Annotated in this window: 10 protein-coding genes; 5 read left to right on the forward strand and 5 right to left on the reverse strand. The window is 66.9% G+C overall.

All coding sequences use genetic code 11. From position 1 onward, the window contains the following. Nucleotides 1–21 precede the first annotated feature (21 nt). Together ACILR9_RS17780 and ACILR9_RS17785 are read left to right on the forward strand one after the other, a co-directional pair. The gene (locus ACILR9_RS17780) at nucleotides 22–1,236 is read left to right on the forward strand and encodes an acyl-CoA dehydrogenase family protein (RefSeq protein ID WP_395711288.1); all 1,215 of its coding nucleotides are present in this window, start codon (nucleotides 22–24) and stop codon (nucleotides 1,234–1,236) included. Nucleotides 1,237–1,377: 141 nt separating this feature from the next. Then, a complete protein-coding gene (locus ACILR9_RS17785; protein ID WP_395711289.1) occupies nucleotides 1,378–2,394 on the forward strand; it encodes an aldo/keto reductase in 1,017 nt (338 codons plus the stop codon). 726 nt (nucleotides 2,395–3,120) lie between these two features. On the opposite strand, the gene ACILR9_RS17790 is transcribed toward ACILR9_RS17785, so the two are convergent. After that, nucleotides 3,121–3,999 carry a TauD/TfdA dioxygenase family protein gene (locus tag ACILR9_RS17790; protein WP_395711290.1) on the reverse strand — a complete coding sequence of 293 codons (879 nt, stop codon included), beginning with the start codon at nucleotides 3,997–3,999 and terminating at the stop codon, nucleotides 3,121–3,123. Between the two features lie 164 nt (nucleotides 4,000–4,163). Here ACILR9_RS17790 and ACILR9_RS17795 point away from each other — a divergent pair, with 164 nt between their 5' ends. Further along, a complete protein-coding gene (locus tag ACILR9_RS17795; RefSeq protein ID WP_395711291.1) occupies nucleotides 4,164–5,972 on the forward strand; it encodes an autotransporter assembly complex family protein in 1,809 nt (602 codons plus the stop codon). Next, on the forward strand, nucleotides 5,972–10,207 hold the full coding sequence (locus tag ACILR9_RS17800) for a translocation/assembly module TamB domain-containing protein (RefSeq protein WP_395711292.1): 4,236 nt from the start codon (nucleotides 5,972–5,974) through the stop codon (nucleotides 10,205–10,207). Before ACILR9_RS17795 ends, ACILR9_RS17800 begins: the two co-directional genes overlap by 1 nt. Before the next feature lie 150 nt (nucleotides 10,208–10,357). On the opposite strand, the gene ACILR9_RS17805 is transcribed toward ACILR9_RS17800, so the two are convergent. Beyond that, nucleotides 10,358–11,470 (reverse strand): glutathionylspermidine synthase family protein, encoded by a 1,113-nt coding sequence (locus ACILR9_RS17805; protein ID WP_395711293.1) that lies wholly within the window; start codon nucleotides 11,468–11,470, stop codon nucleotides 10,358–10,360. A 2-nt stretch (nucleotides 11,471–11,472) separates the two neighbouring features. Between ACILR9_RS17805 and ACILR9_RS17810 the strand changes: the two genes are divergently transcribed. Further along, complete coding sequence (locus ACILR9_RS17810) at nucleotides 11,473–11,739, forward strand: hypothetical protein (RefSeq protein ID WP_395711294.1); 267 nt, start codon at nucleotides 11,473–11,475, stop codon at nucleotides 11,737–11,739. 166 nt (nucleotides 11,740–11,905) lie between these two features. Here ACILR9_RS17810 and ACILR9_RS17815 read toward each other — a convergent pair whose 3' ends face one another. The 3 genes from ACILR9_RS17815 to ACILR9_RS17825 are packed head-to-tail and all read right to left on the reverse strand — an operon-like array spanning nucleotide 11,906 to nucleotide 13,926. Next, on the reverse strand, nucleotides 11,906–12,316 hold the full coding sequence (locus ACILR9_RS17815; RefSeq protein WP_395711295.1) for a DUF350 domain-containing protein: 411 nt from the start codon (nucleotides 12,314–12,316) through the stop codon (nucleotides 11,906–11,908). Between the two features lie 18 nt (nucleotides 12,317–12,334). Beyond that, nucleotides 12,335–13,102 carry an SDR family oxidoreductase gene (locus tag ACILR9_RS17820; protein ID WP_395711296.1) on the reverse strand — a complete coding sequence of 256 codons (768 nt, stop codon included), beginning with the start codon at nucleotides 13,100–13,102 and terminating at the stop codon, nucleotides 12,335–12,337. An 11-nt stretch (nucleotides 13,103–13,113) separates the two neighbouring features. Then, nucleotides 13,114–13,926: an enoyl-CoA hydratase/isomerase family protein gene (locus ACILR9_RS17825; protein ID WP_395711297.1), complete on the reverse strand. Its 813-nt coding sequence runs from the start codon at nucleotides 13,924–13,926 to the stop codon at nucleotides 13,114–13,116. Nucleotides 13,927–14,013 lie beyond the last annotated feature (87 nt).

The following is a 14,013-nucleotide window of genomic DNA, read 5'->3' on the forward strand; positions in this document are numbered from 1 at the left end:
GACAGCGAAGCGGAGTAGCGAATGGACCTCGCATTCAGCAAGGATGAGCTCGCCTTCCAGAAGGAGGTGCGCGACTGGATCAGCGCCAACATGCCGGTCGAGGTGGCGGAGGAGAGTCGGCGCAGCCGCACCAGCCACGTCTCCAAGGAACGCCTGCTGCAGTGGCAGAGGAAGCTCGCCGAGCGCGGCTGGCTCTGCCCGAACTGGCCGAAGGAGCACGGCGGGCCGGGCTGGAGCTCGACGCAGAAATTCATCTTCGAGATGGAGATGGCGCGCGCCGATTCGCCCTACCTGTCGTCGTTCAGCCTCAAGATGGTGGCGCCCGTCCTGATGAAGTACGGCAGCGATGCGCAGAAGAAGCGCTTTCTGCCGAAGATTGCCGCCGCCGAGGAGCTGTGGTGCCAGGGCTACTCCGAGCCGGGCTCGGGCTCCGATCTGGCGAGCCTGCGCACCAGGGCCGAGCGGCAGGGCGACCACTACATCGTCAACGGCCAGAAGATCTGGACGACCAACGCCCATTTTGCCGACTGGATCTTCTGCCTGGTGCGCACCTCGAACGAGGGCAAGCGCCAGGAGGGCATCTCGTTCCTGCTGATCGACATGAAGTCGCCGGGAATCAGGATCGATCCGATCTACCTGGTCGACGGCACGCGCACGCCGATGCGACACGAGGTCAATCAGGTGTTCTTCACCGACGTCAAGGTGCCGGTCGAGAACCGCGTCGGCGAGGAGAACAAGGGCTGGACCTACGCCAAATACCTGCTCGAGTTCGAGCGTGGCGGCCAGGCGCACGGGCCGCGCCTGCGCAAGGCGTTCCGCCATCTGCAGACCTTGTCGAAGACGCAGCTGGACGCCGGCGAGCCGTTGTCGGCCAGCCCGGCGTGGCGCGAGAAGATGGCGGCGCTCGAGATGGAGATCGATGCCGTCGAGATGAACGAGATGATGTTCTACTCCAGCCTCAAGACCGGCGACGCCCCCGGCAACATGGCCTCGGTGGTCAAGATGCGCGGCACCGAGGTCGGCCAGAAGGTGACCGAGATGGCCGTCGAGGCGGTCGGCTGGTACGGCGCGCCGTTCACCGAGCTGCGCAACTACGACAGCAACATCGTCCCGGTCGGCGGCGAGTATGTCGACGACGTCTCGCCGCGCTACTTCAACACCCGCAAGACCACGATCTACGGCGGCTCGTCGGAAGTGCAGCGCAACGTGCTGGCCAAGGCGATGCTGGGGCTGTGAGGCGATAAGAGGAAAGGTCCCTCGCTGCGCTCGGGATGACAACAGTGGTGGGGAAGCGCCGCTACGCCAATACTGTCATCCCGAGCGCAGAGAGGGATCTTTCTTTTCATCGTCATCCGATCAGCAAGGACAGGAATCACCATGGACTACCGTCGTCTCGGCCGGGCAGGCCTCAAGGTCTCGGAGATCTGCCTCGGCACCATGACCTTCGGCAATGGTGCCGACGAGGCCGAGGCGGCGCGCATGGTGCATGCGGCGTTCGATGCCGGCGTCAATTTCTTCGATACGGCCAACACCTACGTCGCCGGCGTGTCGGAGACCATGCTGGGCAAGGCGCTGAAGGGCCGACGGCAGGATGCGGTGATCGCCACCAAGATGTTCAACCCGACGGGCGGCAGGGTCAACGATTCGGGCATGTCGCGCCTGCACATCAAGCAGGCCGTGGAAGACAGCCTGCGCCGCCTGCAGACCGACTACATCGACCTATACTACATCCACCATGTCGACGTGCAGACGCCGCTCGAGGAGATGCTGCGCGCCTTCGACGACCTCGTGCGCCAGGGCAAGGTGCTCTACACCGGCTGCTCCAACTACGAGACGTGGCGCCTGATGGAGGCGCTGTGGGTCAGCGACACCAACGGCTGGGTCCGTTTCGACGCCTACCAGCCGCAATACAGCCTGGTGGTGCGCGACATCGATGAGGAGCTGGTGCCGGCGTGCGAGGCCAAGGGGCTGGGCGTCGTGGTGTGGTCACCGCTCGCCGGCGGCTACCTCGCGGGCAGGTACAAGCCCGGCAACCTCGAGGCCGACGGCACGCGATCGGCCGAAGGCTGGGGATCGGGAGGTCGCTTCTTCGCGCGCAATCACGCCGAGATCCTGCAGGCTCTGCTCGACACGGCGCGCGAGATCAACCGCTCGCCGGCGGAGACGGCGCTGCGCTGGGTGATGGACCAGCCCGCCATCACCAGCGCAATCGTGGGCGCGCGCAACGCCCGGCAGCTTGGCGAGACGCTGAGCGCCGGCGGTTGGCGCCTGCCGGCCGAGGCGCTCGAGCGGCTGAACAAGGTCTCGGCGCAACCGCACCGCTACCCGCGCGCCTTCGAGGAGACCATGGTCGAGCGGCGCCAAGCCGCGATCAAGATGCCGGGGAAGAAGTAGCGACCAACTCATCCTCTTCGCTGCTAGGGAGTGGACACATCTCGAATCCCTCCCCCGTAATCGGGGAAGGTGCCCCGTCATACGGGGCGGAGGGGAAAGCCACACTCGAGATCTTTCTTGATTCCGACGTCGGAATCTAGTCGATCTCGTTTGAGGCCTTCCCCCTCCGCCCCCTTCGGGGGCACCTCCCCCGTAAGACGGGGGAGGAATGGAAATGTGTCATGGCCGGCCACCATGACTGAATCAGGGGGCTTTTCTGTTGGGAGGGCTTGCCAAGCTCCGGAAGATCGCAAGTATCGTTCGCCAGGGTGATGCGCCTGGCAGCCGAATGGTGGTGCAAGTCGATGATGTCGTGGATGCGTCGCATCTCGTGCCGGCAACAAGAAGACCGACGCACTGACGCAATACGGATTTGGCGAGTGGCCTTGCGTCAGCCTCAAGCCATTGAAAAATCGGGAGGACTGACGCACTGACGCAACTGACGCAAGAATCGCCCCTGAATCTCCACGCGACGAAAGGAGCAGAAATCATGCGCTGGGAGCGTGCCACTGCTGGCGGAGCAACCTCCGCTCACCGATGGCGCTCCTCTTGTCGACCCCTTAGCCCATGAGCGCCATCGGATCTGCCTGCGCGAAGCCCAAGCGGCTTCCCTTCGGCGAAGGCAGGGTGGCGCTCTCAGCGGAAGAGTCTGTTCCTTGTCTCAGCAACGAGTCGTGACACTACTTATTACCCCGCGAGCACCGGCTCGCCGACGATCTGCGTGCGGTGCATCAGGCGGTGCAGGCTTTCGTCGAAGGCGTCGCGGCGATGCATCACGCAGCGATTATCCCACATCACGAGATCGCCGACGCGCCACTTCTGGTACCATGCGAAGCGCTCCTGGGTGGCATGTTTCCACACCGCGTCGAGCAGCCGCTCGCTGTCCTCGACCGACAGGCCATGTATGTAGGCGCCCGGCCTGCGACCGAGGAACAGGGCGTTGCGCCCGCTCACGGGATGTCGACGGACGAGCGGATGGACGGCGCCCGGTGTCCGGCGGATATCGAGCGTCCGCTGGAAGCCCTTGCGCAACTCACCTGCCGAGTTGCGGCTCGAATCGTGGATGCAGGTCCGGCCATCGATGGCGCGCTTGAGATCGTCGGGCAACGTCTCGTAGGCAGAGTACATATTCAGGAAGCCGGTGTTGCCGCCGTCGGGCGGCACCTCGAGCGCATAAAGCAGGCTCGCGCGCGGCGGCAAGGGGTTGTAGGACATGTCGGTGTGCCAAACGAGCTCGTAGCTTCCCAGTCCGCCGACCGGCTTGCCGTCGTGCACGACGTTGGAGATCACGGCGACCCAGGCCTCGGCCTCCTTCGCCAGGCCCGAGTTTGTGCGGTCGAGGCTGGCCGCCGCGATCGGCACGCGATCGAGCTCGCCGAAGCGCGCACTGAAGGCCATCAGCATGTCGTCGCCGATCTTCTGCCCCGAGAAACGCAGGACCAGATGATCGCTCCACGCCTCAGCGATGCGCTGAAAGACAGAGCCGCTGACCTCCCGCGAAAGGTCGACCCCGTGTATGTCGGCGCCCAGCGCGCCACCGGTCGGCTGAACCCACACATCGCTCATCGCCGTCTCCTCGCTGGTGCCAGTTTGGCACAATTGCGTGCGGCCACGCATCCATTTGCGTGGCCGGGCGTTGGTGTTCCGTAGATATGCGTCGTTGGCATCCAATCACTGTCGTCTGGTGCGCATGCACCACGGAGCGGGCTTGGTTGGGTTGCGTCCTGGCGATGGCTGTCCTTCTGGTTCTCGGCCCCTGCAAGATCGCCGAGGCGCGAACCGGCCGCATCGTCCTGGTCGTCACGGGAGACGAGACCATTCAGGGTGACCTGAAGGAACTCGTCGAGAACTTCGAGAAGACGCAACCGCTCTCCGGCGACAGCCTGGGTGTCCTGCAGGGTGCCCAGTCGATCGTGGCCAGGATCAACAATGCGCTGCGCTCGCGTGGCTACTACGACGGCAGGATCAACGCCACGGTCGACGGCCGTCCGATCGCTGAAGCGGATGCGTTGGACGCCATCGATGCGAAGCCGGAGAACGAACCGGTTTCCATCTCCGTCGAGGTCGCCACCGGGCCGCGCTATCGCATCACCGAGATCGCCATCCGCCCGCCGCAGTCCCAAACCTCCTTGCCCGACGTCGATCGCGACAAGCTCGGTCTGGCGAAAGGCGACCCGGCCGATGCCGCCGCCATCCTCGCCGCCCAGGACAAGCTGCTGATCGAGCTGCGCCGGCACGGCTACGCGCTCGCCCGGATCAAGCGCGAGGTCGTGGTCGATCACGCGACGCACGACGCGGAAATCACCTTCACCGTCGAGACCGGCCCTCTCGCCAAGATGGGGCCGGTGCGCTTCTCGGGCAGCGAGAAGGTCGACATGGTCTGGCTGCAGCGTCGAGTCCCCTTCAAGGAGGGCGAGCCGTACGATCCCGAGAAGGTCGAGGCGATGCGCGGCCGGCTGACCTCCCTCGGTGTCTTCAATACAGTGCGCATCAACCAGGCGGGGACCCTGAATGCCAACGGCGAGCTGCCGTTCGATGTCGAGTTGACGGATCGCGCGCCTCGCACGATCGGCTTCGGCATCAGCTACGAGACCCAGCTCGGCTTTTCCGTCAACGGGTTCTGGACCCACCGCAACCTGTTCGGCCAGGCGGAAAGCCTGCGCCTGTCGGCCGAGATCAACCATATCGGCCAGCAAGGCTATTCCGCGCTCGACACTGGCTTTGCCTTTCGGGCCGCCTTCCGCAAGCCCGACTGGTGGCTTTCCGGCCAGGACGCCCGGCTCGAGGCAGCAGGACTGCGAGATGTACTGGATGCCTACACGCGCAATGCCGTGACGGCCTATGCCGGGTTCGACCGTGTCGTCTCGCCGAGACTGACGGCGCGGGCAGGGCTCGCCGGCGAGATCTCTCGGATCACCCGCAACGGCATGACGATGGACTATCAGCTGGTCGGGCTGCCGCTCTCGATCCTGTACAATCGCGCCAACAGCGACGTCGATCCGACCAAGGGCTATCGCATCGATGCCGAGGTGACGCCGTGGATCGGCAACACTGACTTCTTCACCGTCCTGCGCGTCACCGGCCGCACCTATTTCGATCTCGGCGAGCCGGGTCGGACGGTGCTGGCGACCCGCGCCTCGCTCGGCAGCGAGCCGGCCATCAGCATCGGCGGCATTCCACCCGACAAGTTCTTCTATGCCGGCGGCGGCGGCTCGGTGCGCGGCTTCGTCTTCCAGAGCGCCGGCCCGCGCGATGCGTTCAACAATCCGCTGGGCGGCGCCAGCGTCGTCGAGGCCAGCGTCGAGCTGCGCCAGCGCATCGGCAAGTCGTTCGGCGCCGTGGCCTTCGTCGACGCCGGCAGCGCCTATCCCTACTTCTTTCCCGACTTCTCGCTGTTCGCCCCTCGGATAGGCGCGGGCGGCGGCATCCGCTACTACACCGACTTCGGGCCGGTGCGTCTCGATGTCGGCTTCCCGGTCAACCGGCGCGAGGGCGATCCGGCGTTCGGCCTCTATGTCAGCCTGGGACAGGCGTTCTGATGCGCTGGCTGCGACTCCTCGGCAAGATCATCGTCGGCTTGGTGGCCGTGCTGGCGTTCGCCTTCGCCGCCCTTCAGACGGCTCCGGGGCAGCGCGCCCTCGCTTCGCTCGTCTCGAAGCTGGCGACCACGGCCGATGGCGGCCTGGAGATCGCGGGCCTTCACGGCTTCTTTCCAACCGACCTGACGGTCGAGCGGCTTGCCTATCGCGATCGCGACGGGCCATGGCTCACCGCCGACAACCTTCGTCTTCGCTGGTCCTTCGCATCGCTGTTCGAGCGGCGACTGCAGATCGAGGTGCTCTCCGCCGATCGCATCGGCGTCGTGCGCCCGCCGCTGCCCGACAAGCAACCTGCCGCGGAGAAGAGCGGCGAGCCGTTGTCGCTGCCGCTGGAGATCGATCTGCAGGCGCTGTCGATTGCCGATCTCCATCTCGGCGCCGCGTTGGCGGGTATCGACTCGCGCTGGAAGATCACGGGCAACGCCCATCTGCCGCCTGATCTCGTGCAGGGGCGGCTGGTGCTCGATGGCACGCGCATCGACGGTCCGGCCGGCAAGCTCTCCGCCAACGTCCGCTTCGATGCCCGGCAGAGGTCGATCGATGGCGAGGTGAGCCTGAGTGAGCAGCGCGGCGGGATCGTCGCCGTGCTGCTGGAGCGGCCCGACATCGAGGACCTGTCGATGCGCCTCGTGGCGCGCGGCGACGCCCGCACCGGCCAAGCCGACCTGAACGTGACCGCCGCCGACGCCGTCCGCATCACGGGCAAGCTGACCTGGGAACCCCAAGGCGCCACCACCAAGGTTGTCGCCCGCATCGACTCGGCAGCGCCCGGCCTGCCGCAGAACCCGGTGGCCGATGCCCTGCGCGGACCGATCCGCCTCGACGCCCAGGCCACGATCGACGACAAGGTCGTCGTGCTGAGCGGCTTCAAGCTCGCAACCACGCCGGTCACGGTCGATGCATCGGCGCGCTACGACATCGAGGGCGACCGGCTCGATGCGACGGCGACGGTCGACTCGCCGGAGCCGGGGGCGCTCGGCCCGCTAGCAGGTGGCGCCTCCTGGCGCGGGCTGCGGGTGCAGATCAAGGCCGATCTCGGATCGCTGGCGACCTTGCCGCAGGGCTCGGTCACGCTCACCGGGAGCGCCGCCGACGTCTCGCTGGTCGCGATCAATCCGCAGATTCCGGCATTGGGGCCGATACGGCTGCAGGCCAATCTGGGCTTTGCCGACGGCAAGGCCACGGTGCAATCGCTCGACGTCCGCTCGACGCCGGCCTCGCTGATCGGCACCGGGTCCTATGTCCTGGCGAGCAAGGCCGGGGAGTTGAAGGCAACTGTCACACTGCCGGATTTCGCCGTGTTTTCGACCCTGGCCGGCCAGCCGCTGGCAGGGCAGGGCGCCTGGGACGTGACCGCGACATCGGACGCCAAGGGCTTGTCCGTGTCCTGGCAGGGAACGGTCAGCGACCTCGGGGCGACCGGCCTGCCGCCACAGCTCGTGAATGCTCGGGTAGCGCTCTCGGGGGCGGCGACCTGGCAGTTCGACCAGTCCTGGACGTTGAAGGACGTTCGCGTGGCGGCTGCCGACAACGCCGTGCTCAGCATCAGTGGACGAGGGCAGGCGGAGACCGCCGATCTCGATCTGTCGCTCGACCTGCCAAGCCTTGCCTGGGTGCAGCCGGATGTCGCCGGCAGGGCCAAGATCACAGCGGCCGTTCGCCAGAGCACCGCCGGCACCGATCTTCGCGTTACGGGCGAGGTGAGCGATCTCCATCACGGCCCGCTGACGTCGCGCCGCGTGTCGCTCACGGCGTCGCTGTCACGCGACCCTGCCGGCGCGATCCAGGGCACGATGACGACCAACGGCGATCTGGTCGACCAGGCGCTCTCCCTGGAGGGGCGCTTTCGCTACGATTCAGGTGGTCTTGCCGTGCCGACCTTCCAGGGCAAATGGGCGAGCGCCGTGTTGGACGTCGTCGATCTGGCGATCACGCAGACACGGCGATCGGGGCGCGCGCAGTTGAAGATTGCGCGGCTGCAGGATGTCGCGCCGCTGGCCGGCACCGAACTCGCCGGCTCGATCGACCTTGATTTGACAGCCGCCGATATCCCGGCCGACAGCCAGGCGACGACCGATCCCGCTGCAGCCGGCCAGGTGACCGTGACCCTGCAGGGCAAGGGGCTGCGCAGCGGCGCCACGTCGATCGCCTCGCTCGCTCTCAAGGGCACGGTCAAGGATCCGCTCAATGCCGCCATCACCGATGCGACCCTCACGGCCAACGGGATGGGTGGAGTGGCCGACATCGATCGCGTCACGGTGACGGCCAACGGCAATCGCAAAGGGCTGGTCGTCGCACTGCAGGCTGCGGGGGCGCGAACCGGCGCCGATCTGCGAGGCAAGGTGGAGCCTGACGGAAACGACATCCTGATCAGCCTGTCGCGCCTGGACGGCCGTCATTCGGGTATCCCGGTCGCGCTCGCCGCGCCGACGCGGGTGCGCATTGCCGGACAGCGCGTCGTCCTCGATCCGACAAACCTCCGACTGGGCGGCGGCCGGCTGTCGGCGCGCGGCACGATCGATCCGACCGCGAGCGATTTGCAGCTCGAATTGGCGGCCTTGCCGCTGTCACTGGTCGACGCCGTGGCGCCGGGTACCGGCCTCGAGGGAACGGCGCAGGCGAAGGTGCAGGTGCGCGGCGCGCTGACGGCGCCCCGGATCGACGCCACCTACGGCGTCACAGGCCTGCGTCTGCGCCGTCCGGACACGGCGCTCGTGCCGCCCTTGTCGATCCAGGGCTCGGGCACGATGTCGGGCAACCAGGCAAGCGTCGATGCCCGGCTCAGCGCCGGCGGTGCAACGAACCTCACGGTCAAGGGCAGGGTGGCCATTCCACGCAGCGCCGGCGCGCCGTCGGGCTCGGCCACGGTTACCGGCGCGCTCGACATCGCGCCGTTCTCACCGCTGCTCGGCAACGACCTGCGCAATGTCACCGGCACGCTGCGCCCGAACCTCACGGTCGACCTGTCGGGATCGAAGATCAGCGGCAGCGGCACCATCGATTTCGCCAACGGCGCGCTCGCTTTGCCCGAGTCGGGCCTGCGGCTGAGCGGCGGCGAGGGGCGGCTCGCGCTGCAGGGCGACACGGTGCAAATCCAGCGTCTCAACTTCCAGACCGGCCGCAACGGCACCCTGTCGCTCGCCGGCACCATCCGGCTGGATGCGCAGCAGGGCGTGATGCCCGATATTTCAGTGACAAGTCGCAACGCCCTGCTGGTCAACCGGCCCGATCTCATGGCGGCCGTTTCGACAAATCTCAAGGTGTCGGGGTCGACGGGCACGGCCATCGACATTTCCGGCCCGATCACCATCGACCGCGCCGAGATCTCGATCGGCGGTCAGCAGTCGGCATCGTATCCCACGCTTGACGTGCGCGAGGTCAACAGGCCGGGCAGTTCGCCGCCGGTGCCGACCGCGCAGCCGGCGGCCCGGCCGCGCCAGCCGCCGCCCCCGACGGCAACGCCGATCCGGCTCGCGCTCAAGATCCAGGCGCCGCGTGCCGTGTTCGTGCGCGGACGCGGCCTCGATGCCGAGATGGGAGGCGAGCTCCAGGTCAGCGGATCGCCGACGGCGCCCGCCGTCGCCGGCGGCCTGACGATGCGCCGCGGCGAGTTCGACCTGCTGGGGCGGCGCCTCACCTTCAGTCGCGGCGTGGTAACGCTCGACAATCTCGACGCGATCGATCCGCGGCTCGACTTCCTGGCCAGCACTACCGTGCAATCGACCACCGTCAACGTGGAGATCAAGGGCACGGCGCGGGCGCCGATCATCAGCGTCAACGCAGGCGGCCTGCCGCCCGACGAGGCGATGGCCATGCTGCTGTTCGGCAAACCTGCATCGGGTCTCAGTCCGTTCGAGCTCGCCCAGGCCGCACAAGGGCTCGCCGAGTTGACGGGAGCCTCACCGGGGTCGGGCGTGCTGAGCCGTCTGCGCGGCGGTCTCGGTCTCGACCGCCTGTCGGTCGGATCGAGCGGCAGCGGCGCCAATCCGCAGATGTCGATCGAGGCCGGCCGCTATGTCGCGCCCGGCGTCTATATCGGGGCGCGCCAGGGCGCGTCCGGCAATTCCAGCCGCGGCGTCGTCCAGATCGACGTGCTCGACAACGTCAAGATCGAGGGCGACATCGGCGCCGATTCCAACGGCCGCGTCGGCGTGAAGATGCAGTGGGATTATTGACCCTTCTTTATCCTCCCCAAGCTTCGCTTGGGGAGGTGTCCGCGTAATCGCGGACGGAGGGGTCATAGGCCACCTCTCGTTGCTCATGACCCCTCCGTCGCCGTATGACGGCGACACCTCCCCAGCGAAGCTGGGGAGGAAGCCGATCAATCACTCGAAATAGTGCGGTACGAAGCGGCTGTTGTTGTGGGTGATCCGGCGTTCGTCCTCGCGCATGCCGATGCCGGCCGGCTTGCCGTCGATGATCCAGGAGCCGACGAGCGCATAGCAGCCGTCGAAGCGGGGCAGCGGCTGATAGGCCTGCCACACGAAGCCCTCGCTGCCGTAGTCGCCGCCGGCCGTGTCGAACACGCCGGGTCCGACCACCGTCACGTTGTGGCCCTCGCGGCCGAAGATCGGCTTCTTGACGAACGAGCGGCCGAGATCGGCATGCTCGCTCTCGAACGCCGGCAGCAGGTTGGCGTGGTTGGGAAAGCCCTCCCAGAGGAGCGGCAGCAGCATCTTGTTGGACAGGATCATCTTCCACGCTGGCTCGATGAAGGCGGTGGTGTCGGTGAGCACGTGCACGCCGAATTTCTCGCGCGCCATCCATTCCCAGGGATAGAGCTTCGACATGACCTGGATCGGCATCTCGTCGAGATCGGTGAAGCGGCGGCCGTTCCAGCCGATGTCGGGGACGGCGATCGGCTTGCCGGCGAGGCCGGCCTGCAGCGCGGTATCGCGCAGATATTCCGAGGTCGCGAGATCCTCGGGATGGTCCTCGAAGCGGGCGAAGTGGACCAGGCCCTCGGGCGGCAGGCGGCGCAGGACGCCGCGCCAAGCCTCGATCAGCTTGTCGTGGATCGAGTTGAACTGATCGGCCTCGGGCTTCACGTCCTTCAGCCAGTACCATTGCACCACCGCGGCCTCGTAGAGCGCGGTCGGCGTGTCGGCGTTGTACTCCAGGAGCTTGGGCGGCTCCCTGCCGTCGTAGGCGAGATCGAAGCGGCCGCACAGGGTGGGATCGCTGCGCCGCCACACGCGCTCGAGGTAGTCGCCCCACACCGGCGGGATGCGCATGCGCTCCCACAACTTGTTGGCGACGACGTACTCGACAGCCTTCAGGCAGAGGCCATGCAGCTCCTCGCTGGCCGCCTCCAGCTCGTCGATCTCGGCCGAGGAGAAGGCGTAGCAGGCCTGCTCGGTCCAATAGGCCTTGCCTTCCAGATTGTAGAAACTGAAACCGATCTGCTCGAGCTTCTGCTGCCAGCCCGAACGGGGCACGGATGCTTCGCGGCGCATGTCAGCTCGATGAACTGTGCGACGATCCGGTCGAGCCGAACCCGCCGCGCTGGCTCGTCGTCGACGTGGCGCCGCTGCTCTCCGACGTCGAGGAACTTCTGCTGCTGCTGCTCGTGCTGCTGCCGCTCCTGGACGACGATGCGGTCCCCGTGCTGCTGGAGCTGCTGCCGCTGCTCGTGCCCGTGGCCTGTTGCTGCGGCGGACAGACTTGCCCGGGCGGGCAGGGCGCGGCGGCGACCGGCGGGCGATAGAACGGGTTCGGCAGGAACCAGAGGTAGGGCAGCGCCCCCAGCCCGGCGCCGACGCTCGGCGCGCAGGAATACAGCAGTGCCGCGCCGGCCACGCCCATGACCGCGAGCTTGACGCCGCTCGACATGCGCGAGCCGCTGGGCTGCGGGGGTGAGGCCTTGGCCATTGTCAGGACGTAAGGCAGGCCGCGTTGATGAGCCCGAAGCAGGTGGCGAAGCCGCCCGCGGCAATGCCGGCTGCCGCCTTGTCCTCCTCGATCGCCTGCTTCAGTCCCGGCAGCATGACGCGCAGGCCGACATGGACCAGGACCTGCACGAGCAATGCCACCAGCGCCCACACGACGACGTCGGTCAGGCTCACCGAATGGGCGATCGTGTTGGCAAGTGGCAGGCAGAAGCCCAGCAGTGCCCCGACCAGCGCCGTCGCCGCGGCGGAGTTGCCGGCGCGGATCAGCCTGAATTCCGGCCATGGCGTGACCAGGACATAGACCCACAGGAACAGCGCCGCCAGCGCGAAGCCGACGACGACATAGCGCGCGAAGTTGGGGAAAGACTGGACCAGCCAGGCGAGCTCGGGCATGGGGCGACTCTCGTCGGCTCAGCCGTGCATGGTCAAGCCGCCCGACACGCTGATCGTCTGGCCGGTGATGAAGGAGGCATCGTCGCTGGCCAGGAAACACACCGCGCCCGGGATGTCCTCGGGCTGGCCGACCCGCTTCATCGGGATGGCGCCGACCAGCGCCGCCTGGAAGCGCTCGGCGCGTTCGCCGACACCGGCGGCCGACGCCAGCAAGGGCGTGTCGGTCGGGCCGGGACAGACGGCATTCAGCGTGATGCCACGCCGGGCCACTTCGCGCGCCACGGTCTTGGTGAAAGCGATGATGCCGCCCTTGCAGGCGGAGTAGACCGCCTCCTGCGAGGAGCCGACGCGGCCGGCGTCGGAGGCGATATTGACGATGCGACCATGGCCGCGCGCCACCATGCCTTTCAGCACGAAATGGCTCATGTTGAGCGGGCCGCGCAGGTTGATGTCGATCAGCTTGTCCCAGAGGTCCGGCGTGGTGTCGATGAAGTTGATGAAGGTGTCCCAGCCGGCATTGTTGACCAGGATGCCGGTCGGGCCGATCTCGCTCTCGAACGCCGCGATCGCCTTGCCGACGCCGGCATAGTCGGCGATGTCGACATCGGAGACAAATGCCCGCGCGCCCGCCTTGCACACCTCTTCGGCGACACGCTTGCCGCCCTCGGGGTTCTTGTCGAACACGCCGACATTGGCGCCATAGCCGGCGAAGCGCCGGCAGATAGCGCTGCCGATCGCGCCGCCGCCGCCGGTGACGATGACGTTCTTGCCTTGCAGTCCACGCATCGCGCGCTCCGTCAGATGGGCGAGTAGGGGTCGAACTTGGGCTTGCGCTTCTCGAGATGCGAGGCGAGCCCTTCCTTCACCTCGGGGCCGAGGAAGCCCAGCATCTCGAGCGCCGTCGAGGCGTCGAACGACGGGCCCATCATGCGCAGCCAGTTGTTGAGCGCGTACTTGGTGAAGCGGATCGAGGTCTGGGCGCCTTCGGCGAGCTTGGTGGCGACCTCGAGCCCCTTGGCCTCGAGCTCTGAATCCTCGACGCACAGCGAGACCAGGCCGATGCGCTCGGCTTCCTCGCCGTCGACCGCCTCGCACAGCAGGAGGTAGTACTTGGCCTTGGCCATGCCGCAGAGCAGTGGCCACACGATCACCGCGTGGTCGCCCGCGGCGACGCCGAGCCTGGTATGACCGTCGATGATCTTCGCCTTCTTCGAGGCGATCGACACGTCGGCCAGGATGCCGGCAACCAGGCCGGCGCCGACCGCCGGACCGCGCATGGTGCTGACGATCGGCTTGGAGCAGTTGATCACGTTGTAGACGATGTCGCGCGCTTCCTTCCAGGTCCGCAGCAGCGCATTGTAGTCCTTCATGTTCTTTTCGATGATGTCGAAGTCACCGCCAGCCGAGAACACCTTGCCGCCGGCGCCCTGGATGATCACGCAGTTGACCGTGTCGTCGCCGTCGATGTCGCGCCAAACGTCGACCAGCTCGCGATGCATGATCGCATCCGTGGCGTTGTACTTCTCCGGGCGGTTCATGGTCACCCGCAGCACCTTGGGATGCGGGCGGTCGAAAACCAGGCGTTGGTAGCGCTTCTGCCAGTCGGACATAGAGTTCCTCCGTTGCCAAAGGACCCTAGAGCGCTTTCCGATTGGATGGAACAGCCGAACCGAATCCGACCGTTCCATCGCATCGTT

Source organism: Reyranella sp. (genome assembly GCF_044224635.1).
GTDB lineage: Bacteria > Pseudomonadota > Alphaproteobacteria > Reyranellales > Reyranellaceae > Reyranella.